The organism is Methylobacterium sp. Leaf93, assembly GCF_001422345.1.
In the GTDB taxonomy this organism is placed as follows: domain Bacteria; phylum Pseudomonadota; class Alphaproteobacteria; order Rhizobiales; family Beijerinckiaceae; genus Methylobacterium; species Methylobacterium bullatum.
Genome location: NZ_LMMS01000029.1, coordinates 51,448 through 75,716 on the forward strand (window position 1 = coordinate 51,448; position 24,269 = coordinate 75,716).

The window sequence follows — 24,269 nt, forward strand, 5'->3', positions numbered from 1 at the left end:
GCGTGGTTCGGTGCGGCCGACCCGTCGCAACAGGCTGCCGCATGATTGACCGTCCCGCTCTCACCCGCCGCGAAACCCTGGCATGTGCCGCCGTCCTCGCCCTGGCGACTTCGGCGGCGCGGTCGTCGGAGCGCGCGACGGGGTCCGTCTATGAAGTGGTTCCGGGGGGGCGGGCAGGGATCCCGGATGTGGCCGTCTCGAACGGTCGCGACGTGGTCCGCACCGACGGTCAGGGCCGCTACGCGCTCGACGTCTTGGACGGCGATATCGTCTTCGTGGTGAAGCCCGCCGGCTTCGCGCTGCCGTGCGACGAGAACAACATTCCGCGCTTCAGCTACATCCACCAGCCGCAGGGTACGCTGCCCGATCTACGCCTGCGCTATCGCGGCATCGACCCGACCGGGCCGCTTCCCGCCTCCATCGATTTTACCTTGATGCGCGAACCGGAGTCGGACGCGTTCGAGGTGATCCTGTTCACCGATCCGCAGCCGGAAAGTCCGGTGGAACTCGGCCATGTCCGGGATACGGCGGTGACGCGGGTCCTCGGCACGAAGGCCGCCTTCGGCATGACCACGGGCGACATCCTGTTTGACGATCTGTCGTTTTACGGCCGCTCAAACCGCATCATCGGGCGCATCGGAATCCCCTGGTTCCATATCGGCGGCAACCACGACCTCAACTTCGAGGCGCCCGACGCCCGCTACAGCCGCGAGACCTACAAGCGGGTCTACGGCGCGCCCTACTATGCTTTCCACCACGGCAAGGCGCTGTTCCTAATGCTCGACACCGTGCATTATTTGGGCGCCGAATCGGGCAATGGCGACGGAGTCGGCCGCTACGAGGGACGCATCGGCGAGCGGCAGCTCACTTTCATCGCCAATATGCTGTCCATGACGCCGAAGGAGACCCTCGTCGTCATCGCGATGCATATCCCGCTTTTCACCGATCTTAATCCGGCCGATCCACGCCAGAACGTGATGGACCGGGAGCGTCTACTCGACCTCCTCGGCGACCGACCCGTGCTCAGCCTCGCCGGCCATACCCACACGACGGAGCACCATTACCCCCGCGAAGACGCAACCGGGAGCCACCATCACCACGTCCTCACCGCCGTCTCCGGATCGTGGTGGAGCGGCCCCTCCGCTCGCACCGGCATTCCCTCGGCCGACAGCCGCGACGGGACGCCCAACGGTTTCCACGTCCTGTCCATCGACGGCGCCGCCTACACCACCCGGTACCGCCCGGCTCAGGGCGAGCCGGAAGAGAGGATGAGAATCGTGCTGGAGAGCCAGTATCGCGGAGGGTCCGGTGAGGTCCTGCGCGATTACCGGCCGATGCAGACACTGCGCTCGCCAGTACCGCGCGAGAGCGTCGGGGCGACCAATCTGGTGGTGAACGTCTTCGACGGCGGTCCGCGCACCAGCGTCCGGTACCGCATCGACGACGGTCCCACCGTCGAGATGGTACGCACGCGGCGGCCCGACCCGTTCGTCGCCGAGGTCTTCCTCCGCTATCCGGAGGCGAAGAAGCCGTGGGTGAAGGCCGAGCCGTCGAGCCACATCTGGGTCGCGCGCCTCGACGGCGACATTCCGGCCGGCAGCCATCGCATCACCGTCGAGGTCCGGGACGAGTACGGGCGCCCGTTCTCGTCCGCCATGGTCCTCGAAGTCACCGGCGAGGACGGCCCTTCGCGGGGCTGAGATCGCCGCTCGCCCGGAACGAGCGGCTGCCGGGGGCGCGGTGTCAGGCGGCCAGGCGGCGAGCGCCGTGGTTGCCCTCCTCGATCTCCTCAATGATCTTGGCGCAGAAAGCGTCGAGATCGCCGGGATTACGGCTCGTGACGATGCCCTTGTCGGTCACCACCGCCTCGTCCCGCCATTGGCCGCCGGCATTGATGACATCCGTCCTGATCGACGAGAACGACGTGAGGTTCAGACCCTTCACGACCCCCACCTCGATCAGCAGCCAGGGCGCGTGGCAGATGGCGGCCACCACTTTTCCGGAGACGAGGAACGTCCTGATCACGTCGAGGGCCTTCGGCTCGAGCCGGAGCTTGTCCGGATTGATCTGGCCGCCCGGCAGCACGAGGGCGTCGTAATCCGCCGGGTCGATGTCTTCCAGGTCCTTGTCGACCGCGACGTTCTTGCCCCAATCCGTCTTGTCCCAGGCACGGATGGATTCGCGCGATTCGCGCGATTTCGGCGAGGCGACGACGACGCTCGCCCCGGCGCTTTTAAGCGCCTGAAGCGGAACCGTCAGCTCCGTTTCCTCGAAACCGTCGGTGGCGAGGATGAGAACTTTCGATTGCTTGATGTCGGACATGGTTGATCTCCGCACGTGTCTCGAATGATGGCGGAAGAACTGGTAGCCGATATGGCGGGTTCCTGGCTCCGGGGAGATGCAATGCAGCCTCGGTGCCAACGCAAGGGTCGCAGGACGGCTCGCGAATCGGCGTCGGGCTGGAACTGGCGACTGCCGGGGCGGGTTTCTCCGGCACACCGACTGATCCACCTCAAAGCGAAGGAGACGCTGCATGGCCAATCCAGGCCTACCGATCCCCGAGCCGCTCCCGGGGGGAATTCCCGGCGACCTGCCGCCCCCGCCGCTGCCGCCGGACGAGGCTCCGGATATCGGACCGACCGGTCCCCGGACACCCTATCCCGTCGACGATCCCGGCATCGACGAGCCGGCGGGGCCGGGCTCCGAGCCCGACTATCTGCCCGGCGGTCCGACGGACCCCGGCGTGCGGATGTGATCCCCGGTCAGTGATCCCCGTGCGATGCGCGCACATCGCGGGGGGCGTTGAGGATTTCGGAGAGGCTCGTCGCGACGTGACGGGCCTCTTCGTCCGTCAGGCGCAGCTGGAACGGCGGCAGCGGCCCCGCCTGGAGGGCCACGACGGCCTGACCCTTCTCGTCGGTTCCCACCTCGATGGCGGAGGAGGTGACTTCCAGCATGGCGATGTCCTCGTCGGCGAGGTCGTCCGACGGATCGACCTCGTCCGGCTCGTCGATCGCGGTCAGCAGATGCCCGACCGCGCGCACGAGGGCACGGGCCGCACGGGCATCCATGACGACGGCCGTGGCCTGATCGTCCTTCTGGAACGAGAGCTGGATGTTCGCGCCTTCGAGGGAAACCGAGATGCCCGCCATGAACCGCCTGATTGCGTCGCCTAACCGCCTGGAGCCGAACTCATATATGCACGTCGCGGACCGAAAAACACGGGGTTCGCCACAGCGCTCGCATTGTGCGGCATGAGAGGGCGGTGCGTCGATCCGACAGGCAAGATCCAGCCGGATGCCTTGTTGCCGCCGCACAATGCGCCTACATGGATCTCAGCGGGCGTCAGTGAGCCGAACACAACGTGCACCGCACGTCTCACGACCTGCTGATCCCGTCAAATGTAAAAGAGGACCGGCGCCGGGTGTCTCGAGCAGATACGCGTGTTTGGTCAACGAACGATACGAGGTTCTATTCGTGAATACCGGCACTGTTAAGTGGTTCAACGAAACCAAAGGCTACGGCTTCATTCAGCCCGATGACGGCGGCAAGGACGTGTTCGTTCACATCTCCGCCGTCGAGCGCGCGGGAATGCGCAACCTCATTGAAGGTCAGAAGGTCTCCTACGAGATTCAGACCGACAAGCGCAGCGGCAAGGATTCGGCTGGTAACCTCCAGGCGGCCTGACGCACCCGGCGCCAGCCCTCGGGGCTGGCGTCACTACCGGCCTCATCGAGCGCCGGCTTCGCTGGCATCCCGACGCGCTCCTCCGGGGAGACGAGTTCGTCTCAGGGATGACCCATCCTCAACCCCAAAATCCTTTGACTTACGGAACGAGAGGCAAAGCTCGTCGTTTCGCACACCAAGAAAATCTGAAAGATCACAAGAAAACATGTTGTTCGAATATACCCGACGCCGCGGCGTCCGTTCGCCGATCACCGATGCGGCGACCTTCAAGGTAGGAAAGCTGAAGCAGACGACGTCGCGTGAAGCGCAGGACATCGATCTCAGCCACCTCATCGACACCTCTTACAATTACCACTCGCCCCGTGAATTGCGCTGGCATCTGGCCGAGCGGCTGGGTGTGGCTCCCGACGTGGTCGCGGTTCGCGAACACGCCTGATCGGGGCATTTCCGCGCCGGGGACAGTCTCCTCGCGCTCGATGACGTTTCACGCCGAGTTCCTCATAGGGCTCGGCGTTCGCGTGTCCGGAGCCAGTCTCCCCATAGCCCGAGGGGGCTTATGGGGAGACGCGGAGAGACGACATCATCCCCGCGTCAGGGCCGCGACGACATCGTCGCGCAAGCCGTGCGACATTGCGATGAGGGCGCCGTGGACGGGGTCCGGGCGGTTATAGGTCGTGCGCGTTCCTTTCAGGTCGCTCACCGATCCGCCCGCCTCGCGAAGGAGTAGATCCGCCCCGGCGAGGTCCCAATCGCGCGCATCGGACGAGACCAGGCCGACATCGATCGATCCCTCGGCGACCCGCGCCACCCGCAAGGCAAGGGACGGCACCCGAGGGACGATCCGGACAGCGACGGCCTCGCCGTTCGTCGAGCCGCCACGCGCGAGCTTGTCGATCATCGGCTTCGGTCCGGTCACCTTCGCCCCCGTGAGGCCGGTCTGGGTCGAGACGGACAGCGGCGCGCCGTTGCAGGTCGCCCCGCCCCCCGCCACGGCCTCGTAGAACCGGTCGGCAACCGGCGCGTGGACGAAGCCGAGGATCGGTTGTCCGCCCGCCAGGAGCGCCACCGAAATCGACCAGTCCGGGTGGCCGGTGAGGAAGGCTCGCGTCCCGTCGATGGGATCGACGATCCAGACGAGGTCCGAGCCGAGCCGAATGGCATCGTCGCTGGTTTCCTCCGACAGCCAGGCCGCCTCGGGCAGTAGCGCGCTGAGTCGGATCTTCAGGAACGTATCCACCGCGACGTCGGCTTCCGTCACCGGCGACCCGCCGGCTTTCGACCACGTCCGCGCGGTCGTCTGCGCCCCCGACCTGAAGAAGGGGAGGGCCAGGGACGCCGCCTCACGGATCGCCTCCCTCAGGGCGGGAAGCAGCGCCTGGGCGGCTTTGGGCGACATCGTGTCGGACATGCGTCTCCGGATCGTCGGGGTTCTATCGGTGGCGGCGGCGAATCCGTCTTCCACGCGCAGGGCGGTGCAAGGGATCCATTTCTTTGTAGGGTGAGCCCGCGACGCCCACAAGGATCGCGCGCGGGCGATGCCCCCGGATCCTGACGAATGCGGCAAGGAAGTGTTGAGCATTCCGAACGCTTCCGGCCCATCCACCATCGCTTAACTCTGGCTATTAAGCTGGTGTGATGAGGTTAGACGTGATTCTGCTTGTCATAAGAGGCGGCCCTCAAGAGGCCGACCACACCAACAGGGCGTCGATCCGATGAACACTTTCTCAAACATGAATCAGACCGAGACAACTGTCGGCACCGCTGCGGATGCCTGCCTCCAGGACGGTGTCACGCTGCCCACCACGACGTTTCCCCCCTCGTCGCTTCCGATCACCGGCCGCATCGGTGGCGGCACCGAAGCCGTCGGCGTCGCCCTCGCTTTCGCCTCCGAGGACAGCGATGCGTGCGACGAAGACCGTTTCGCGCTTCTTCTGGTGGATGGCGCCGGCACCACGCTCGGCCGCCTCGGCCCTTACGGTGACGAGGATGTCGTGGCGATCTGGCGCGATTGTTCGGCCCGCACGGGCCTGCCGCGGATGATCGTGCGGGAAGACGGCACCCTCGCCGTCGTGTCGCGGCAGCTCGGCCGAGTCGCCCTCGGCACCACTCGCGCCCGCCGCCGCCACGGCCTGCTCAACGGCCGTCGCCCGCGCTTCCTCGTCCGCCGCAAGACCGGCGTGCTGCCCGTGCGTCCGCTGATCTATCGCGGCGAGAACGAGATCGTCGGCGGCGCCCTGTCCTGAGGCCGGATCGGGCTCAGGACAGCCCCTGCCAGACGGCATCCGCCGCCAGTCCGGCAAAGAGGATCAGCCCGGCATCGCGGTTAGAGCGGAAGAGCCTGAGCGCCCCGCGCCCGTCGCCGGGTTTCAGACGGACGACCTGCCATCCGAGATGGAGAGCGAAGAGGGTGACGCCGAGAGCGCCCACGGGGCCGGCCCCCGCCAGGGTCGATGCGGCGGCGATGGAAGCGACCGAAACCGCGTAGCAGAGGCCGATGGCCGGCCTTAAACCGCGTCCGAACAAGCGGGCCGAGGAGCGGATGCCGGCGATCTCGTCGTCCTCGATATCCTGCACCGCGTAGATCGTGTCGTAGCCGACGACCCACGCCACCGTGCCGGCATAGAGCAGCAGCGCCGGTGCGCCGAGATCGCCGAAGGCGGCGACCCACCCCATCAGCGCGCCCCACGAAAAGGCGAGGCCCAGCACTGCCTGGGGCATCGACATCACCCGTTTCATGAACGGATAGATCGCCACCGGCACGAGCGACGCCATGCCGACGAGAATGGCGGTACGGTTGAACTGCAACAGCACCGCCAGCCCCACCAGCGCCTGCAGCACCAGGAAGATCGCGGCGGAGCGTGTCCGCACCTGCCCGGAGGGGAGGGGGCGCGAGCGCGTGCGCTCCACCTGAGCGTCGAGGTCGCGGTCGGCGATGTCGTTGTAGGTCGACCCCGCCCCCCTCATGGCGATGGCGCCGATGAGGAACAGGACGAGATGGGCCGGGTCCGGAAACGGCTTGTGGCCGGCGAGCGCCGCGAGGGCGGCCGACCACCAGCATGGCAGCAGCAGCAGCCACCATCCGATGGGACGGTCGATCCGCGCCAGCCTGAGATAGGGGCGCAGGCCGCGCGGGGCGAGACGATCGACCCAGTGCCCGGCGACCGCATCCGCGACCCTGCCATCCGCACCGGGCCGGGAGGTCACGCCCGCCATGCGGAAACGAGGCCGTGACGCGGCGACTCAGCCAAGGTTCAGAGCGCGCCCTGCGGCATCTTCAGGCTGCCGGTGAGGCCGGGGCCGCCGAGCATGCCGCCACCGCCACCGCCGCCGCCGCCGCCGTTCTGGGCCTGCGCCCGTGCCTGGGCTTCCATCTTCGCGGCCTGGGCGGCGACGCCGCAGATCTTGGTGCGGATGCCGGCGACCTTCAGATGGTCGGCCTTGAAGCCTTCGGCGAAGGAATCCGGAATCGAGCACCATTCCTTGTTGGCGGCGATCCACTTGACGCCTTCGTTGCCGTTGGCCTGCAGCTTGCCGAACAGGGCGCAGGCCTCGGCCGGGGTCATCTTCTTCTTCGAGTTCGAGGCGGCATTCGCCTTGGCCACGAGATCCTTGCGCGACTGAAGCGTCTTCTGGATGTCGCCGCATTCCGCGTTCTGCGCGAAAGCAGGGCCGGCGAGGAGGGCGGAACCCAGCAGGGCTCCGGCGACCGCCGCGATGGTCTTCGATGACATTAGCTAGGCTTCCCTCTCCCCCAATCCCCACCGGTGCCCGATTCGTGGCCGCCGGAGCGATTGCCTATCCTGCAAGACGTCTCGCCATAGGAATGTGGCGTCTTTCGAGACGTAAACGGGCGGTAATAAATGCGCTTGGGGAAACGCGACATAATCCGACGCTGTTGCGTTTTCGCATCACCCTGGCCGCTCTTGCGCGTTGACAGGTTTGGTGCCGCGAGCGACCACCCCGATCCATGGCACAGTACGACTTCACCGCCCCGCGCCTCTTCGTCGAGCCGGAGCTCCGCGAAGGGACGGTTCTCCCGCTGGAACGCGCGCAGGCGAACTACCTGCTGAACGTCCTGCGACGCGGCCCGGACGATCCGGTCCTCGTCTTCAACGGGCGCGACGGCGAGTGGCGCACCCGCATCGCCCAGAACGGCCGCAAGAGCGCGGAACTGATCGTCGTCGGGCGGCTGCGCCCGCAACCCGATAGGGCCGACCTGCACTACCTCTTCGCGCCGTTGAAGGCCGCCCGGCTGGATTACCTGGCCCAGAAGGCGGTGGAGATGGGCGCCGGCACCATCCGCCCCGTCTTCACCCGCTACACCCAGGGCGAGCGGATCAACCTGGATCGCCTGCGCGCCAACGCCATCGAGGCGGCCGAGCAATGCGGCATCCTGGCGATTCCCGATCTCCCCGAGGCGGTCCGGCTTCCCGTTGCCCTTGCGGAGCTCGACCCCGCTCGCCTCCTCGTCTTCTGCGACGAGGACGCCCCCGTCATCGATCCCGTGGCGGCCCTGCGCGAGGCGGCGGATCCGGCGGCGCCACCGCCGCTGGCCGTGCTGATTGGGCCCGAAGGCGGGTTCTCGCCGGAGGAGAGGGACATGATCGCCGCCCGGCCGAACACCGTGGCGCTGTCCCTCGGACCACGCATCCTGCGCGCGGACACCGCCGCCGTGGTGGCACTGGCTCTGGTGCAGTCTGTGCTCGGCGACACTCGCTGAGCGGGCCTCCCTTGGCCTACGTTGTTCCTGCCTCGCCGCTGGACTAAGGAGTCGCCATCTCTCAGGAGGCTCCTCCGCTGCGGTCCGGCGCGCCTCTCACCACAAACGACCTTCACCACGAGGCAGCGCATGGCGCGCGATACGTCCGACACCACACCGCTGACCAAGCGGGACGAACTGATCGCGTGGTTCGCCGAGGGCGAGAAACCGCGCGAGCGCTTCGCCGTAGGTACCGAGCACGAGAAGGTTCCGTTCTACCGAAACGGCAACACGCCTGTCCCCTACGAGGGCGAGACCGGCATCCGTGCTCTGCTCGAAGGCGTCGCGCGCGAGACCGGCTGGGAGGCGATCGAGGATGCGGGCCACCTGATCGGCCTCGCCGGCGCGGATGGCGGTGCGATCTCCCTCGAGCCCGGCGGGCAGTTCGAACTCTCCGGCGCGCCGCTTCCGGACGTCCACGCCACCGAGCGTGAGTTGCGCATCCATCTCGAAGCCACCGCGCGGGCGGCCGATCCCCTCGGCATCGGCTTCCTCGACCTCGGCATGAGCCCGAAATGGACGCGCGAGGGCACGCCGGTCATGCCCAAGAGCCGCTACAAGATCATGGCCGGCTACATGCCCAAGGTCGGCTCCCTCGGCCTCGACATGATGTTGCGCACCGCCACGGTGCAAGTGAATCTCGACTTCTCCTCCGAGGCCGACATGGCGGCCAAGATGCGCGTCGCCCTGGCGCTGCAGCCGGTGGCGACGGCTCTGTTCGCCAATTCTCCCTTCACCGATGGCCGCCCCAACGGCTTCCTCTCCCGCCGCTCGGAGATCTGGCGCGACACCGACGCCGACCGGACCGGCATGCTTCCCCGCGCCTTCGAGGCCGGGTTCGGCTACGAGGCCTATGTCGACTGGCTGCTCGACATGCCGATGTATTTCGTCAAGCGCGGCGAGACCTATCACGACGTCAGCGGCGCCTCGTTCCGCGACCTCATGGAGGGGCGCCTCGCGGCCCTTCCCGGCGAGCGGGCCACGATGTCCGACTGGGCCAACCACGCCTCCACCGCTTTCCCCGAGGTCAGGCTGAAGCGCTACATCGAGATGCGCGGCTCTGATGTGGGCGGCGCGGACATGATCGTGGCGCAGGCGGCCTTCTGGGTCGGCCTTCTCTACGACGAGGCCGGGCTCGAAGCGGCCTGGGACATTGCCAAGGCCTGGAGCGCCTCTGAGCGGGAATGCCTGCGCGCCATGGTCCCGCGCCTCGGCCTTGCCACGCCGATCGCGGGCCGCAGTCTTGGAACCGTGGCGGCGGAAGCCTTGGCCATCGCCCGCAAGGGACTCGAGGCGCGCGGGCGCCGCGATGAGCAGGGGCGCGACGAGACACTTCATCTGCAACCGTTGGAAGCCATCGTCGCCAGCGGTCGTTCGCGGGCGGAGGACAGGCTCACCGATTACGAAGGTCCGTGGCGCCGCTCCGTGGAGCCGGCCTTCACCGAATGCGTGTTCTGAAGAGACGCCATTGACCATGAAACCATGTCCTCGCGTCGCGACAATTGTGTCGGAGCACACGTCCGGCCGATAGTGCCTCCTCTGTTCCGGAACGGTTCATCGGAGATGGTGTTTTTACGGATCAGGTTCACTCGAATTAGGAGATCGCACGCATGTCGCGCATCATGTCTCTGGTCCTTGCCGGTTCGACCGCCGTCGGTCTTGCGGCAGCTCCTCTCTCCGGCGCACAGGCCGCCCCGATGCCCGCGCTGACCTCGGCGCAGGTCGCCGGCAGCGGTTCGGCCGTGGAGACCGTGCGATACGGCCGTTATTACGGCGGCGGCTACGGCTACCGTCGCGGCTATTACGGCGGCGGCTATCGCCGTGGACCCGGTATCGGTGGAGCTATCGCTGCGGGCGCCGCCCTCGGCATCATCGGTGGCGCCATCGCGGCGAGCCAGGCTCCCCGCTACGGCTATTACGACCGCGGCTACGCACCCGGCTACGGGTATGCCCCGGCCTATGGCTACGCGCCCGCCTATGGCTACGCCCCGGCCTACGGCTATCCGGCCTACGGCTACTGACATCTCCACCGAGCCTCGTCTTCGGCTCACGCCCCGCTCCAGGCTCCGGCCTCGGGCGGGGTTTTCGTATCGCGGGGCTGATATGACCGACGCGCCGCCCGTCCTCGATCTCAGCGGCCTGAAATGCCCCCTGCCGGTGCTGCGCACCCGCAAGGCCCTACGCGGCCTGGAACCGGGGGCGCAACTGACCGTGCTCTGCACAGATCCGGTCTCGGTGATCGACATCCCCCATCTCGTTACTCAGGAGGGCGATCGTCTCGTCGGTCAGGGCCGGGACGACGGCGTCTTCAGCTTCACCATCGAGAAGGGTGGCGCCTGAAAACTCGTTCATTCCGCACCGTCTTCGCCTCATTGATGCGGCAACTCGCGGTTAGGTGATCCCGAAGAAGGCCGCGCGACCGCCCGCGGCCGGAAGACGGGAACGAATCGATGGCGCCGGTGATCCGTGGCACCCGCATCCTGCACGATGGCTGGAGCCGATTTCTCGTGGCCGAGGTCACGATGCCGGACGGCACGCGCCTGACCCGCGAGATCGAGGATCACGGCCGCGCCGTCGGGGTGCTGCCCTACGATCCCGAGCGCCGCGTGGCCCTGCTGGTGGAACAGTTCCGGCCGCCCACCTTCTTTGCCGCCGGCACCCTGTCGCTCCTCGAAGTCCCGGCCGGGCTCCTCGACGAATCCGAGCCCGAGGACGGCGCCCGCCGCGAGGCCTTCGAGGAGACCGGCGTCCGCCTCGGCCCCCTGGAACGGCTGACGACCGGCTGGTCGATGCCCGGCATCTCCACCGAACAGATGGACCTCTTCCTCGGCGCCTATACCGCCGCCGACCGCTCCGGCCCCGGGGGCGGTCTCGCCGACGAGCACGAGACCATCACCGTCCACGAGATGCCCCTCGCCACCCTCGCCGCCATGAGCGACCAGGGCGAGATCACCGACATGAAGACCCTGGTGTTGCTTTTCGCGCTGCGGCTGCGCCGGCCGGAATTGTTTGCGGGGGCGTAGGAATGCATCTGCCAAGGGTGGAAATAGCTTCTCCGCATCTATACGACGGATAAAAGTATAATTGGTGCGAGAACTAGTTGTAAATTTTATGAGTTCGATACTGGAAATTCAACCTACGACGAGATCGTTTCTTTAAAATCACTTTCCGTGGACTTTTATTGTTTCGTCACGGATCTCGGCTACTAGGAATCTTTCCGCCCGCTGCCAGGACTCGTCCGTATCGCCACGGAAATTAAGGTCTCGCGAGTATAGATCTTGGCCCGAACGGGCATCTACCAAACGCGCCCATAGCTGCATGATGAGTGTGCTGCTCTTATGGACGACGCCGACGAGGATGAGTTCGGCGCCGCGCGTCTGTGCGGCCTTCAGCAGGCAGGCAACGGCTTCGGACGGGCAATCCTGCCGGAGATTGTCGGCCGGCAGGACTGTCGCTCGATACAGCCCGGAACGGGTCAGGTTGGTCGCGAGTCCATCGGCCAATCGCGCAAGTCGCTCGGTGTGCTCAGAGGTTTGATCCGTTGGTTCACCCGACGTGTCGAGCAGCTTGATCGGTAAGACGACCAATGACGTTTGCGACACCTCCGCCGCGTAAGCGCATGGTGAAGCGAGAGCGGCAAGCAGTAGCCCAACCGCACCCATCGTCGCGAGGCTGTTGCTACCCTGGACCCACGCCGTCGTACCAATCCGCATCGTTGCGCTCCGACTGTGTCTGCCCATGTTAAGAGCGTTGACCATCATGCACCTCTGGCGCCCTGGGCCTCGAAAAGCGCCTTGAACTCGGGCATGCCGAAGGTCGCGATGACCGCATGGCTTTCGTCGAGGATTTCGTAGACTGGCCCGTCGATGTCGCGGTTCGTGAAATAGACGATCACGTCCTGATTGCCGCCGCCCTCGGTGTGGGGCTCACCCCCCGCCTGTCCCGCAACATAGCTACCGACCGGGCGGATTTCTTTCAGCGTTCCGTCCGAACGGTAGATCCTCAGTTCACCCTGCAGGACGAGGGTGCGATAGGCCGCGCCGTGCCTGTGCAGGGCGATCCGCTCGTTTGCCGCGAACTTGAAGAGCAGGTCGACGATCCGAGCGTTCTCGTCGACATTCAGGATGTGGTAAGCGGCGTGATCGAAGCCATCGACGGTCCGCCACGTAATGTGGCGGTCGTCGAATGCGAATGTTGCCATAGCGTTCTCCGGCTGCGACTTGGCCGTTACCGAGCGCTGGCGTCTTGCGACATCGTCATTCTCGCAAGTCGACCGTACCCGTCGGCATCCGCAGACCTACACCGGCTCCTGCGCTCGCTCTTGCCATTTGGTGCCAACGCATCGACCCTTGTGGCGGGAAACGTTTATGGCGGGATACGGTCTGACCAGGGCACGGACGATGGGACCCATCGCCGAGGCGGTATCGGCGGCCGGCGGCTCGCTGACACGGGTCTTCGGGCGAGCCGAGATACCGCTCACGCTCCTCGACACGCCCGACCGACTGATCCTGCTGCGTGATCAACTCAGGCTTGTCAATGCGGCCATTCGCGAGATCGGTGACCCCTCCCTGCCTGCACGACTGTCGACGGGTATCGGGATAGCCGGTCTCGGACCCATTGGCGTACAGGTCCGTACCGCCGAGACACTTGGATCGGCCCTGGCGCGGGTGGAGATCGTCACACCGCTTCTTCTCCAGACCGCGACCTGGACGGGACTGCGCCGGAAAGGTGCGAACGCCTTCTATGGATACACCGTCCTCGAACGGATCGAGAGTGGGCGACAGGCCAACGAAATCCTGGCGCTCGGCTATCTGCTTGGCACGGTGCGCCATTTTCTCGGACCGACATGGCGGCCGGACCACGCCGTGGTGACAGGCGCGACCATGTCCGGGCGCGGCGAGATCCAGGAACAGTTCGGCTCCGAGATCGCATTCGGGTCGCGGGCAGGCCTGATCTTTCCCGCGTTCCACCTCGACACACCCAACCCGAACCGCGACGATCCTGACCGGCTGGCGACGGCGGAGGACGAGCCGATCGGCGATGATCTCGCGGCCTGCGTCGCCCACCTGATCGAACTCGACCTGGACGAAGCGCGACCCTCCATTGATGGAGTCGCGCGCCGCCTTGGCCTCTCCCGCCGAACCTTGCAGCGTCGATTGGATGATTTGGGGACGCGGTACTCCGACATCCGGGATCGTATCATGGCTCAGCGCGCCAAGACCTTGCTGACTGGGGAAACACTATCCATCGCACGGATCGCATGTGAGCTCGGCTATGCGGATACCTCCCATTTCACTCGAGCGTTCTTGGAGTGGACGGGAACGACACCAAGTCGCTGGCGGCGAGACGTCTGCGTCGGGCGGCAAACCAAAGTCTCTTGAAGGGTAAGATCGGGTCGACGATACCCAACGAACTGACATCCCTCACCCTCGCTGCGAAGACCCCCGCACCACCAGCCGTCCGCTCAGGGTGACCTTGCGGATCGGCTGGTCCGGCGCCTTCAGGCGGTCGAACAGGAGCGACATGGCCTGGGCGCCGATCTCGGCGACGGGTTGCTCGATCACCGTGAGGCCGGGATCGACGAGGTCGGTCCAGGAATCGTTGTCGAACCCGGCAAGGCCGAGATCGTCCGGTACGCCGAGGCCCGCCGACCGCGCGGCACGCACCGCCCCCATCAGCATCAGCCCGTTGGAGAGGATCAGCGCGTCGGGAGGCGTCGCCTCCGAGAGCCAGCGGCCGACGCAGAGTTCGGAAGCGGCGGCGTTGGGTGGTGCCGAGCGCATGTCGGGCACGAGGCCCGCGCGCCGGATCGCCGTCTCGTAGCCGGCCCGGCGTTCCCGGGCGGTGGACGAGGTGGAGCCGAACAGGCCGCCGATCCGCCGGTAGCCGCATCCGATCAGATGGTCCACCAAGAGGGCGGCGGCGGCCTCGTTGTCGAGAACGACGCTGTCATGGGCGCCGGGCGGTCCGGTCCTGTCGATGAAGACGACGGGGACGTCGAGGTCGCGGGCGGCGAGCCTGTCCGCCGTGATCCGCGTGGGCGCGAAGATCACGCCGGTGACGCGCTCCTCCTCCATCAGCCGGAGATACATCGCCTCGCGGTCGGGATCCTCGTCGGTGTTGCACAGGATCAGCCGCATGCCGGCCGCATAGGCCGCATCCTCCACGGCCCGGCTCACCGCCGTGAAGAACGGGTTGCGGATGTCGGCGACGATCAGCCCGATGGTCCGGGTCGCTTGCGAGCGCAGGCGCCGCGCCGACAGGTTCGGGCGATAGCCGGTGAGGCGCACGGCCTCCTCCACCTGACGCTTCAAGGCCTCGCTGACGGGGCCGCGCCCGAGGGCGCGCGAGACCGTCGCGGTGGAGACCCCGGCGGCGCGGGCGACGTCGCGGATGCCGATCGTCATGGGGACGGCCTCAGGCGGGAGGAAACGTTTTCAGCACCATGACGACGTTCTGGCATTCCCGTTCCAAGTCGGCAAGGCGGCAAGCTGAATTATTTCGCCGGTCGTCATTGACAGAAAGAGTGAAAACGTTTTCATTGCCATCAACGACAACAGGGAGGGCACGCCATGCTCGCACCGACGCCGGTCCTGACACCCCGATTGCTGATCCGCCTCGGCGCGACGCCCGCGACCAAGGAGGACGCCATCCGCGAGGCGTCGCACTTGCTGGTGACGGGGGGCTGCATCGATGCGGCCTATGGCGCGAGCATGCTGCGCCGGGAGACGGTGGCGAACACCTATCTCGGCCACGGCGTGGTCATCCCCCACGGCATGGTCGACGACCGCCATCTGGTGCGCGAGAGCGGGCTGGCGATCCTTCAGGTGCCGGACGGCGTGGCGTGGCACGATGGCCAGATCGCCCACCTCGTGGTCGCCATCGCGGCGCAATCGGATACCCACATCACGATCCTGCGCCGGCTCACGCGGCTGATCCAGGACGAGGCGCGCCTCGCGACCCTGCGGAAGACCGGCGCCAAGGAGGACATCGCGGCGGCCCTCTCCGAGGATACGCCCGTGACGGGGTCGGCCGGCCCCGCCGCCGACCTTCGCCAGCGCTTCGACTGGACCGTGGACTATCCCACCGGTCTCCATGCCCGGCCGGCCTCGCATTGGGTCGAGGTGGCGCGGCTCTGCCCGGCCCGCATCCAGGTCCGGCACGGATCGGAGATCGCCGACGCCAAGAACCTCATCGCCCTGCTCCAGCTCGGTCTGCGCTGCGGCGACGAGGTGACGATCTCGGCCGAGGGCGACGACGAGGCCGGTGCGCTGGCAAAGGTCTGCGCCGCAGTCACTTCTCTCACCGCAGGCGAAAAAGCGTCAGCGAAGGCCGCCGAAGACGCCGCCGCCAGGGCGGCCGGGCCGGTCGCCGGCTGGAACCCGTCGGACTCGCCGCGCACCATCGCGGGAATCGGGGCGAGCCCCGGCATCAGCATCGGTCCGATCCATGTGCTGGCCACCGTCGAGATCGCGGTGCCGGACGAGCCGGAGCCGCTCACCACCGGGGGAGACCGCCTGCACGCGGCGCTGGCCACCACCGGAGGTCAGTTGAGGGCGCTCGCCGACGATACCGAGCGCCGCCTCGGCAAGGCCGATGCCGGCATCTTCCGCGCTCAGGGCGAACTCATCGCCGATACCGACCTGATCACGCTGGCCTGCCAGCTCATGGTCGAGGGCCACGGAGTCGCCTTCGCCTGGAATGCGGCGGTGGAGCGGATGGCCGGGCGGCTCTCGGCCCTCGGCAACCCGGTCCTGGCCGCCCGCGCCGCCGATCTGCGCGATGTCGGCCGGCGCGTGCTGGCGCAGATCGACCCTTCGCTGAAGAGCGGCCACGATCTGCCGGACGTCCCCTGCATCCTCATCGCCGCCGATCTCGCGCCCTCCGACACCGCCGGGCTCGATCCGTCCCACGTCATCGGCCTCGCCACGGCGCAGGGCGGCCCGACCTCGCATACCGCGATCCTCGCCCGCACCCTCGGCATCCCGGCGATGGTGGCCGGTGGGCCGACGCTGATGGCATTGCAGAACCACGGATCGGCGATCCTCGACGGCGGCACCGGCCGGCTTTACCTCGATCCGAGCGAGGCCGACCTCGCCTCGGCCCGCGACTGGCGCGACCGCCAGCGCGCCATCGACGAGGAAGAGGCGCGTGAGCGCGCGCTCCCCGCCCGCACCAGGGACGGGCATTCCGTCGCCATCGGCGCCAACGTCAACACTTCCGAGCAGGTGCCGCTGGCCCTCGACCAGGGCGCGGAAGGCGTCGGCCTCATGCGCACCGAGTTCCTGTTCTTGGAACGGGGCGACCCCCCTTCCGAGGACGATCAATACGCCACCTACCGCGCCATGCTGCGCGCCCTGGAGGGCCGGCCCCTGATCGTGCGGGCGCTCGATATAGGCGGCGACAAGCAGGTGGCGCATCTCCACCTGCCGAGGGAGGAGAACCCCTTCCTCGGCGTGCGCGGCGCGCGCCTTCTGCTGCGCCGGCCGGACCTGATGGAGCCGCAGCTGCGCGCCCTCTACCGCGCGGCCAGGGACGGGATCGCGGCCGACGCGCCCGGGGGCAAGGACGCCCCGCTGTCGATCATGTTTCCGATGATCACCTCGATCCCCGAGATCACCGCCCTGCGCGGCCATTGCGAGCGTATCCGCGCCGAACTCGACGCGCCGGAACTGCCCATCGGCATCATGATCGAGGTGCCCGCCGCCGCGATCCAGGCCGATGCCCTGGCGACATATTGCGACTTCTTCTCCATCGGCACCAACGACCTCACGCAATACGCCCTCGCCATCGACCGGCAGAACACCGAACTCGCACCGGAGGCCGACAGCCTGCACCCGGCCGTCCTGCGCCTGATCCGGATGACCTGCGCGGGCGCGGCGCGGCACCGGCGCTGGGTGGGCGTCTGCGGCGGCATCGCCGGCGATCCGTTCGGAGCGAGCCTCCTCGCCGGCCTCGGCGTCCACGAACTCTCGATGACGCCCCGCGACGTCCCCGCCGTGAAGGCGCGGCTCCGGGCCTCGGAGATGAGCGCGCTGCGGGCCCTCGCCGCCCGCGCCTGCGACCGGGAGGACGCCGCCGCCGTCCGCGCCCTCGAAGGAGCCGAGGCATGAGCGCCGCCATCGTCACCGTCACCCTCAACCCGGCCATCGACCAGACTGTCACCCTCGACGCGCTGACGCCGGGTCACGTCCACCGGGCACGCGCCGTGCGCTCGGATGCGGGCGGCAAGGGCGTCAACGTCGCCTCCTGCCTCGCCGATTGGGGCCTGAAGGTCTCGGCCACCGGCATCCTCGGCTCGGACAACGCCACCCCGTTCGAGGCCCTGTTCGCCCGCAAGGGGATCGACGACCGCTTCGCCTGGATCCCCGGCGAGACCCGCACCAACCTGAAACTCCTCGACGCCGCCACCAACGACACCACGGACATCAACCTGCCAGGCCTCGCCGCGACGTCGGGTGCGCTCGACACCATCCGGGCGGTCCTGCGCCAAGTCGCCACGGAGGGGAGCCTCGTCGTCCTCGCGGGCAGCCTGCCGGGGGGGCTCGGGGTCGAGACCTATGCGGCCCTGACGCAGCTGTTGACGGCGCGCGGCGTCCGCGTGGTGCTGGACGTGTCCGGCCCGGCCCTCACGGCGGCCCTCGCGTCCGATCACCTGCCCGAGGTGATCAAGCCCAACCGCCAGGAACTGGCGGACTGGGCCGGCCGGCCCCTCGAGACCCTGCCGGAGGTCGTCGCCACGGCGCGTGGCCTGGTCGCCCGCGGCATTCCCCTCGTGGTGGTGTCGCTGGGAGGCGACGGCGCCCTCTTCGTCACGCGGGACGAGGCGCTCCTCGCCCATCCGCCGCCGACGGAAGTGTCGAGCACCGTGGGGGCGGGGGATGCCCTGGTGGCGGGCCTCGTCGCCGGCCTCCATGCGGGCCTGCCCCTCGCCGAGACCGCGCGGCTGGCGCTGGCCTTCGCCGCCGGCAAGCTGACCCTTCCCGGCGCCAATCTGCCGAGCCGAGGGACGATCCTCGCCATCGTCGAGACCGTGCGGGTCGAGACCATGAACGTCCCACCCCGAACCTCACCCTGAGGTGATGGATCCGAAGGGCGCGGCCCGGACACAACCAAGAACAGGCGGAGGAAACCATGGCCCAGATGTTGGCCGTCGTCGGGGGCGGGGATCTCGGCACCCATGCGGTGCTGGCCGGTGAGGCCTTGCGCCAGGCCGCCGCCCGCCTCGGGCAGGCCCTCGACCTCGAACTCAGGGGCAAGGGGGTCGGCGGCAATCCACTGGCCGAATCCGCCATCGCCCGGGGCGATTCCGTCCTGTTGATCGGAGAGGGCGATCTCGGGGAGGGTCGTTTCGGCACCATGCGCAAGGTCCGGATCGGTATCGAGGAGGTGCTGACCGACGCCGATTCGGTGCTCGGTCGCTTCCTGGCGGGCAGTGACACCGCGCCGGCAGCGCCCGACGCGGGCGGCAGGATGCGGATCGTCGCCGTCACCTCCTGCCCCACCGGCATCGCCCACACTTTCATGGCGGCCGAAGGCATCCAGGCCGCCGCGCAGGCGCTGGGCCACGAGGTGAGGGTGGAGACGCAAGGTTCGGTGGGTGCCCGCGATGCGCTCACCGCCGCCGAGATCGCGTCGGCCGACATCGTCCTCATCGCCGCCGATACCGGGGTCGACCGCTCCCGCTTTTCAAGCAAGCGGCTCTACGCCACCAACACCAAGGCGGCGATCCGCGACGGGAAAGGGCTGATCGCCACCGCTCTCGCCGAAGCGCAGGTCCAGGGGCAGCTCCACGGTGCCGAGACGGAGGAGACGCCATCCCGGCCGGCCGCCGCCGAGAGCAGGGCCGGCGCCTACAAGCATCTGATGACCGGCGTCTCCTTCATGTTGCCTTTCGTGGTGGCGGGTGGCCTCCTCATCGCCCTGGCCTTCGCCGTCGGCGGCATCGACGCGATGAAGCCGGACCATGCCGGCAGCCTCGGCTACGCCCTGGGCGAGATCGGCGCCAAGGCGGCCTTCGCCCTCATCGTCCCGGCACTGGCCGGCTACATCGCCTATTCCATCGCCGACCGGCCCGGCATCGCACCGGGCATGATCGGCGGCATGCTGGCGGCGAACCTCCAGGCCGGGTTCCTCGGCGGCATCGCGGCGGGCTTCATCGCCGGCTACGCCACGCATGTCCTCAATCGATACATCCGGCTGCACCGGAATCTCGAAGGGTTGAAACCCGTCCTGATCCTGCCGCTGCTCGCCACCACCATCACCGGCCTGCTGATGGTCTACGTGGTGGGCGTGCCCGTCGCCGCGATTCTGGCCGGGCTCACCGATTGGCTGAAGGGCATGCAAGGGGCGAGCGCCCTCGTTCTCGGCCTGATCCTCGGTGGGATGATGGCCGTCGACATGGGCGGCCCGATCAACAAGGCCGCCTATGCCTCTGCCGCGGCCCTCCTCTCCTCCGGCGTCGACGCGCCCATGGCGGCGGTGATGCTCGGCGGCATGACGCCCCCGCTCGGGATCGCGCTGGCCACCCGGCTGTTCCCGAACCGCTTCTCGCAACCCGAGCGCGAGGCCGGCGGCGCGGCAGCCGTGCTCGGCGCCGCCTTCATCACCGAGGGCGCGATTCCCTTCGCGGCGGCCGACCCCCTGCGGGTGATCCCCGCCATGGTGGCGGGCTCGGCCCTGGCCGGTGCCATCGCGCTCGCCGCCGGCGTGACCCTGAAGGTGCCCCATGGCGGCCTGTTCGTGCTGCCGATCCCCAACGCCGTCACGAACCTGCCCTGGGCCGTGATCGCCCTCGTCGCCGGGACGGTCGTCACGGGCCTGATGGTGGGGCTGCTGAAGACGCGGTCGGCCTGAAGGCCCCTATCGAGACCCTTCCCGCCCCTTTGCGGAGCAGGCACGAGAGGGGACGACCTTTCCGGACAACGCGCTCCCCTCTCCCGACCCTCGCTCCCGCGGAGGGGAGAGGGACACGCATCGGAGCCGGCAGCAGGAGCGGATCCGCGACAGCATCGGAATCATCGAGGGGGAACAGGATGAAGGCAGGATCGACGATACTCGCAGCGCTCGCGCTTTGCGCGGCGACGACGTCCGGGGCCCTCGCGCAGATGGCGCCGCGCGGCACGACCGCCGGCCAGCCGGACGGCCAGGACAACACGGGCGCCGAGAGCGCGGCCGGTGCCGCCGATACCCTCGGGCAGAGCGCGACCCCGGCGACCCTGCCGGTCGGTGTGTTCGATATCGGCAATGGACTCGCGTTGAGCGCCAACTACACCGGCCAGGCAGCCGCGAACCCGATCGGCGGCATCCGCCAGGGCTCGGCCTACGCGGGGCAGCTCTTCTTCGGCATCGACGGCGACCTCGACCGTCTCGCCGGGATCGCGGGCGGCTCGTTCCACATCGCGGTCACCAACCGCCACGGGCGCAGCCTCTCCGACGATTCCATCGGCAACAACACGTCGGTCCAGGAGATCTTCGGCGGCGGGCAGACGACGCGGCTCACCCTGCTCAGCTACCAGCAGAAGCTGTTCGACAATCGGCTCGACGTCGAGTTCGGGCGGTTGGTTGCCAACATCGCCTTCCTCAACTCACCGATCTACTGCAATTTTCAATCGAATTCCGCCTGCGGCAACCCGACCTTCGTGTTCAAGACCTCGAACTTCACCTTCTGGCCGGTGGCGAGCTGGGGCGCGCACGCCAAGGCCTGGCTCACCGACAGGGTGTTCGTCCATGGCGGAATCTACGAGGTGAACCCGCTGCACCAGCAGCCGGGCGACAACGGCCTCGATTTCTCCACCAAGGGCGCCACCGGCGCGATCATGCCGTTCGAGCTCGGCTATTCCACCACCTTCGCCAACGATCGCCTGCCGCGCAATTACGGGATCGGCGGCTGGTACGACGCCTCCGACTATGTCGATCCCATGCGCGACGTCACCGGCCGGCCGGCGGTTCTCACCGGATTGCCCCTCGGCACCCGGTTCGGGCGCTCGGGCGTCTATGCCCGGTTCGACCAGATGGTCTGGCGGCCCGACCCCACCGCGCCCCAGGGGCTGACCCTGTTCGGCGTCGCCATGGCCGGCACGTCGGGGCGTCTCAACGAGGATTACTTCCTCGAGATCGGCGCCCTGCAGACCGGCACCTTCGCCGGCCGGCCCTTCGATACGCCGGGCTTCGTCATCAACACGCAGGCGTTCAGCGATCTCGCCCTGCAGAACATCCGGCTGGCCAAGGCCGCGCTGGGCATCGATCGCAAGATCCCGAGCCGGCAGGTGATGATGGAGCTCAATTACGGCATCCAGGTCACGCCCGCGATCCGCCTGACGCCGAACCTGCAATACATTGTCGACCCGGACCAGACCCGGTTTCCCACCTATCGCAAGCCCATTCCGGATGCCTTCGTCGTCGGCGCCAAACTGTCCGTCGACCTCTTCACCCTGGCCGGCTTTGCGAAAGGCCCCGGCTCCGATTGATGCGTCCCCCCGATCGGCTCGCGCCTCGTCGCTGCGCCGTCGAAACGCCAACCGAAGCGGGGAAGGGGGACCTTTGCGTTTACGGTGCTCTCATTTTATGATGCGGTGGAACAGTTGAACTAACCGCGCCGGAGCGTCGTGACCTGATGCCCACGTCCATCGAGGTCGGATTGAGCCGGCCCTGGCATCGCCTTCGCCTGCCGCAGCGCCTCGAAGCTCAATACCATGCCGAGGACGTGCCTCCGCGTGGCCTGTACTTGCAGTCGTGGCTGCTGGTCTTTGTCCTCTTCAACATCATTTCGTTGAAAATCGATTTCGACCTGTTCGGCCGCGATGCGATCGCGGTGCCCGCCGGGTTGACGGTCGGTGTCTTCATTCCCCTCGCGTTGGGGTGGATCGTGGCTTTGCGCGGGCGGCCCTCCCTGCGCCGGCAGGGAGCGGCCGCGACGATCACGGCACTCGCGGACATGGCGATCATCCTCAACAGCGCCAGGATCGTGCCACAGGAACACGCCGACACCTACCTCATCCTCGCCGCCATCGTTCCCCTCATCGTTGGGATGATCTCGCCCCTGTCGTTCCGCTACAGCCTGTGGTTCTGCGGATCGGCATTTCTGCTGTATGTCGGCTTCGTCTTCGTGTCCGGGTTCGGACCGGATGGGCATACGGGCGTGCCCCTCCTCGTGGCGGCGCTCATCCTGGTGCCGATCAAGCTCGCCTATTCGCGCGAATGGGACCGCAAGAAGAGTTTCCTCCTCGGTCTGCGGGAGAGGGAACAGGCGGACGAACTGGCCCGGGCCTGCGCCCGCCTCACGATCCTTTCGGAGACCGACCCTCTCACCGGTGCCGCGAACCGCCGGCTCTTCACCGAGCAACTAAATGAACATTGGGAGCTTGCCGCGACCCGACACGAATGGTTCGGCGTGCTCCTCGTCGATATTGACCATTTCAAGCGTCTTAACGACACGGCCGGCCACGCCGAGGGCGATGGCTGCCTGGTGAGCGTCGCCGACACCCTGAAACGCGATCTCGCTCGCTGGGGTGGCCTGGTCTGCCGCTACGGCGGCGAGGAATTTGCTGCCTTCGTTCCCGGGGCCACGACCGAGACGATCGGCGATGTGGGCGAAAGCCTGCGGCTGGCGGTGATGGACCTGGCGATTCCCCATCCCGGCCTGCCGGATGGCGGTGTCGTCACCGTGAGCATCGGCGTGACCGCGGCCCACGGCGCGACCCGGCATGTGGGCCTAACCGCCTCGCAACTGCTCAGTGCCGCGGACGCGGCGCTCTATGCAGCCAAAAGGGCCGGTCGGAATCGCGTGGAAACCCATGCCGTGGTCCCGCCGACGAATTCAAGCCGACAGACCGAACAGGCCGCCTAACTCTTCATCCGTTCGGGCACCGGAGACCGATGACGCGGCATAATCTGATCGCTTAACGATTTGTACTCGGACCGAGTGACAAGCGCGGCGCATTCCGTTGAACGCCCCACGCAATCTGTATCCACGCTGCCGCGCGTCCTTCCGCAACAGCGTTAGGTAGAGGGCGACTTGCGCCCATTCATCATCAAAGACATTGGATGGGGCAGCAGCGCGCGAAAGGTTCATGCCTCCTAATCTGAGTTTCGATCCACAAAAATCAATAACAGCATCTAACTACTCGACCTTTGACGCGACAACTTTCTGGCCAACCGAGCCTTTTTTGTTTTTTTAAATCTATCAGCAGAGTGCGACTTGTTTCCATCTGCTGATGACGGCTTGGCGCCCATACTGGCATACGGGGCGTCATCCATCGGGGGTACCTCCATCGGGACGATCTGCTCTCCGTAGACCAAGACATCAAAGGTAATCGCTTCGTCGTTCGGAGTGGTGAGAGACAAATAGAGCCAGTCCGCCGCACGTAATGCGGGTGGTATGTTTATCTGTATGATGCTGTAGGCGTCGCCGGTGAGTGTTGTGTAGATTTGATCCGCAGGCAGGATGGCATCGCCGCCCTTTCCCAGATTTGTATAAAGTCCTCCCACCATCGTAGTCGGCGCAGCCGAAGCATGACAAATGATTATTTTTTGAATAATATACTCAAAGGCACCCTTTATTTGGAATCCCTGATCGCTCGTCGTATGGCCTTTCGCGCCGATCAGCGCGCCAAGCTGATAATAGGTGGGGCGGATCCCCCAGCGAGGTGGTCCGCTAATGGTATCAGCATGGGTGATATACATTGGTTCGGCGGCATAAGGTTCGCGGGTGTAAAGTTGTGTGCCGTTTTTATAGACTTGACCAGCTTCGCCTATAATCGTTTGCGTCGAGGTGTCTCTAGTGGAACTGGTACCACCGCGACCGATTGAGATGCCCATACTG

The 24,269-nt window shown here is 67.1% G+C and carries 25 protein-coding genes; 16 read left to right on the forward strand and 9 right to left on the reverse strand.

Annotated elements, in window-relative coordinates; translation table 11 throughout:
* Positions 1 to 41: 41 nt before the first annotated feature.
* Positions 42 to 1,700 carry a calcineurin-like phosphoesterase family protein gene (locus tag ASF26_RS19080; RefSeq protein WP_056257742.1) on the forward strand — a complete coding sequence of 553 codons (1,659 nt, stop codon included), beginning with the start codon at positions 42 to 44 and terminating at the stop codon, positions 1,698 to 1,700.
* Between the two features lie 43 nt (positions 1,701 to 1,743).
* Here ASF26_RS19080 and ASF26_RS19085 read toward each other — a convergent pair whose 3' ends face one another.
* Positions 1,744 to 2,322, reverse strand: a complete 579-nt coding sequence (locus tag ASF26_RS19085; RefSeq protein ID WP_056257745.1) for a type 1 glutamine amidotransferase domain-containing protein — start codon at positions 2,320 to 2,322, stop codon at positions 1,744 to 1,746.
* Positions 2,323 to 2,533: 211 nt separating this feature from the next.
* On the opposite strand from ASF26_RS19085, the gene ASF26_RS19090 reads away from it, so the two are divergent.
* Positions 2,534 to 2,755 carry a hypothetical protein gene (locus ASF26_RS19090; protein WP_018042520.1) on the forward strand — a complete coding sequence of 74 codons (222 nt, stop codon included), beginning with the start codon at positions 2,534 to 2,536 and terminating at the stop codon, positions 2,753 to 2,755.
* Positions 2,756 to 2,762: 7 nt separating this feature from the next.
* Here ASF26_RS19090 and ASF26_RS19095 read toward each other — a convergent pair whose 3' ends face one another.
* Positions 2,763 to 3,152: a hypothetical protein gene (locus ASF26_RS19095; protein ID WP_056257748.1), complete on the reverse strand. Its 390-nt coding sequence runs from the start codon at positions 3,150 to 3,152 to the stop codon at positions 2,763 to 2,765.
* A 325-nt stretch (positions 3,153 to 3,477) separates the two neighbouring features.
* Here ASF26_RS19095 and ASF26_RS19100 point away from each other — a divergent pair, with 325 nt between their 5' ends.
* Positions 3,478 to 3,687, forward strand: a complete 210-nt coding sequence (locus ASF26_RS19100; protein ID WP_026175704.1) for a cold-shock protein — start codon at positions 3,478 to 3,480, stop codon at positions 3,685 to 3,687.
* A 205-nt stretch (positions 3,688 to 3,892) separates the two neighbouring features.
* Entirely contained in the window at positions 3,893 to 4,123 is a 231-nt protein-coding gene (locus ASF26_RS19105; RefSeq protein ID WP_018042523.1) for a hypothetical protein, read from the forward strand.
* 144 nt (positions 4,124 to 4,267) lie between these two features.
* Here the strand turns inward: ASF26_RS19105 and ASF26_RS19110 are convergent, their stop codons facing one another.
* Complete coding sequence (locus ASF26_RS19110) at positions 4,268 to 5,095, reverse strand: 3'(2'),5'-bisphosphate nucleotidase CysQ (RefSeq protein ID WP_056257751.1); 828 nt, start codon at positions 5,093 to 5,095, stop codon at positions 4,268 to 4,270.
* A gap of 322 nt (positions 5,096 to 5,417) precedes the next feature.
* Here ASF26_RS19110 and ASF26_RS19115 point away from each other — a divergent pair, with 322 nt between their 5' ends.
* Complete coding sequence (locus ASF26_RS19115; protein ID WP_056258183.1) at positions 5,418 to 5,930, forward strand: DUF6101 family protein; 513 nt, start codon at positions 5,418 to 5,420, stop codon at positions 5,928 to 5,930.
* Positions 5,931 to 5,943: 13 nt separating this feature from the next.
* Here ASF26_RS19115 and ubiA read toward each other — a convergent pair whose 3' ends face one another.
* A complete protein-coding gene (ubiA, locus tag ASF26_RS19120) occupies positions 5,944 to 6,900 on the reverse strand; it encodes a 4-hydroxybenzoate octaprenyltransferase (protein ID WP_056257754.1) in 957 nt (318 codons plus the stop codon).
* A gap of 38 nt (positions 6,901 to 6,938) precedes the next feature.
* Entirely contained in the window at positions 6,939 to 7,418 is a 480-nt protein-coding gene (locus ASF26_RS19125) for a hypothetical protein (protein WP_056257757.1), read from the reverse strand.
* 236 nt (positions 7,419 to 7,654) lie between these two features.
* On the opposite strand from ASF26_RS19125, the gene ASF26_RS19130 reads away from it, so the two are divergent.
* The 5 genes from ASF26_RS19130 (at position 7,655) to ASF26_RS19150 (ending at position 11,469) form a co-directional block, all read left to right on the forward strand.
* Complete coding sequence (locus tag ASF26_RS19130; RefSeq protein ID WP_056257761.1) at positions 7,655 to 8,407, forward strand: 16S rRNA (uracil(1498)-N(3))-methyltransferase; 753 nt, start codon at positions 7,655 to 7,657, stop codon at positions 8,405 to 8,407.
* A 129-nt stretch (positions 8,408 to 8,536) separates the two neighbouring features.
* A complete protein-coding gene (locus ASF26_RS19135; protein WP_056257765.1) occupies positions 8,537 to 9,904 on the forward strand; it encodes a glutamate--cysteine ligase in 1,368 nt (455 codons plus the stop codon).
* 152 nt (positions 9,905 to 10,056) lie between these two features.
* Positions 10,057 to 10,467, forward strand: a complete 411-nt coding sequence (locus tag ASF26_RS19140; protein ID WP_056257774.1) for a hypothetical protein — start codon at positions 10,057 to 10,059, stop codon at positions 10,465 to 10,467.
* Positions 10,468 to 10,549: 82 nt separating this feature from the next.
* Complete coding sequence (locus ASF26_RS19145) at positions 10,550 to 10,786, forward strand: sulfurtransferase TusA family protein (protein WP_056144048.1); 237 nt, start codon at positions 10,550 to 10,552, stop codon at positions 10,784 to 10,786.
* A 110-nt stretch (positions 10,787 to 10,896) separates the two neighbouring features.
* Positions 10,897 to 11,469: an NUDIX hydrolase gene (locus ASF26_RS19150; RefSeq protein ID WP_056257777.1), complete on the forward strand. Its 573-nt coding sequence runs from the start codon at positions 10,897 to 10,899 to the stop codon at positions 11,467 to 11,469.
* A 138-nt stretch (positions 11,470 to 11,607) separates the two neighbouring features.
* Here ASF26_RS19150 and ASF26_RS19155 read toward each other — a convergent pair whose 3' ends face one another.
* Positions 11,608 to 12,159: a DUF2380 domain-containing protein gene (locus ASF26_RS19155; protein WP_244475993.1), complete on the reverse strand. Its 552-nt coding sequence runs from the start codon at positions 12,157 to 12,159 to the stop codon at positions 11,608 to 11,610.
* Between the two features lie 44 nt (positions 12,160 to 12,203).
* Positions 12,204 to 12,647 (reverse strand): hypothetical protein, encoded by a 444-nt coding sequence (locus ASF26_RS19160; protein WP_056257782.1) that lies wholly within the window; start codon positions 12,645 to 12,647, stop codon positions 12,204 to 12,206.
* Between the two features lie 199 nt (positions 12,648 to 12,846).
* On the opposite strand from ASF26_RS19160, the gene ASF26_RS19165 reads away from it, so the two are divergent.
* The gene (locus ASF26_RS19165; protein ID WP_244475994.1) at positions 12,847 to 13,827 is read left to right on the forward strand and encodes an AraC family transcriptional regulator; all 981 of its coding nucleotides are present in this window, start codon (positions 12,847 to 12,849) and stop codon (positions 13,825 to 13,827) included.
* A gap of 42 nt (positions 13,828 to 13,869) precedes the next feature.
* On the opposite strand, the gene ASF26_RS19170 is transcribed toward ASF26_RS19165, so the two are convergent.
* Positions 13,870 to 14,853 (reverse strand): LacI family DNA-binding transcriptional regulator, encoded by a 984-nt coding sequence (locus tag ASF26_RS19170; protein ID WP_056257787.1) that lies wholly within the window; start codon positions 14,851 to 14,853, stop codon positions 13,870 to 13,872.
* Between the two features lie 165 nt (positions 14,854 to 15,018).
* Here ASF26_RS19170 and ptsP point away from each other — a divergent pair, with 165 nt between their 5' ends.
* The 5 genes from ptsP to ASF26_RS19195 all read left to right on the forward strand — a co-directional run bounded on the left by ptsP (position 15,019) and on the right by ASF26_RS19195 (position 23,294).
* Positions 15,019 to 17,559 (forward strand): phosphoenolpyruvate--protein phosphotransferase, encoded by a 2,541-nt coding sequence (ptsP, locus tag ASF26_RS19175; RefSeq protein WP_056257790.1) that lies wholly within the window; start codon positions 15,019 to 15,021, stop codon positions 17,557 to 17,559.
* Complete coding sequence (gene pfkB, locus ASF26_RS19180) at positions 17,556 to 18,524, forward strand: 1-phosphofructokinase (RefSeq protein WP_056257794.1); 969 nt, start codon at positions 17,556 to 17,558, stop codon at positions 18,522 to 18,524. The genes ptsP and pfkB overlap by 4 nt, the downstream gene beginning before the upstream one ends.
* Before the next feature lie 56 nt (positions 18,525 to 18,580).
* Positions 18,581 to 20,302, forward strand: a complete 1,722-nt coding sequence (locus ASF26_RS19185) for a fructose-specific PTS transporter subunit EIIC (RefSeq protein WP_056257799.1) — start codon at positions 18,581 to 18,583, stop codon at positions 20,300 to 20,302.
* A gap of 251 nt (positions 20,303 to 20,553) precedes the next feature.
* Positions 20,554 to 21,915 carry a carbohydrate porin gene (locus ASF26_RS19190; RefSeq protein ID WP_056258187.1) on the forward strand — a complete coding sequence of 454 codons (1,362 nt, stop codon included), beginning with the start codon at positions 20,554 to 20,556 and terminating at the stop codon, positions 21,913 to 21,915.
* 146 nt (positions 21,916 to 22,061) lie between these two features.
* Positions 22,062 to 23,294 carry a diguanylate cyclase gene (locus ASF26_RS19195; protein WP_056257804.1) on the forward strand — a complete coding sequence of 411 codons (1,233 nt, stop codon included), beginning with the start codon at positions 22,062 to 22,064 and terminating at the stop codon, positions 23,292 to 23,294.
* 269 nt (positions 23,295 to 23,563) lie between these two features.
* On the opposite strand, the gene ASF26_RS22835 is transcribed toward ASF26_RS19195, so the two are convergent.
* Positions 23,564 to 24,265 carry a hypothetical protein gene (locus ASF26_RS22835; protein ID WP_156463049.1) on the reverse strand — a complete coding sequence of 234 codons (702 nt, stop codon included), beginning with the start codon at positions 24,263 to 24,265 and terminating at the stop codon, positions 23,564 to 23,566.
* Between the last annotated feature and the right edge of the window lie 4 nt (positions 24,266 to 24,269).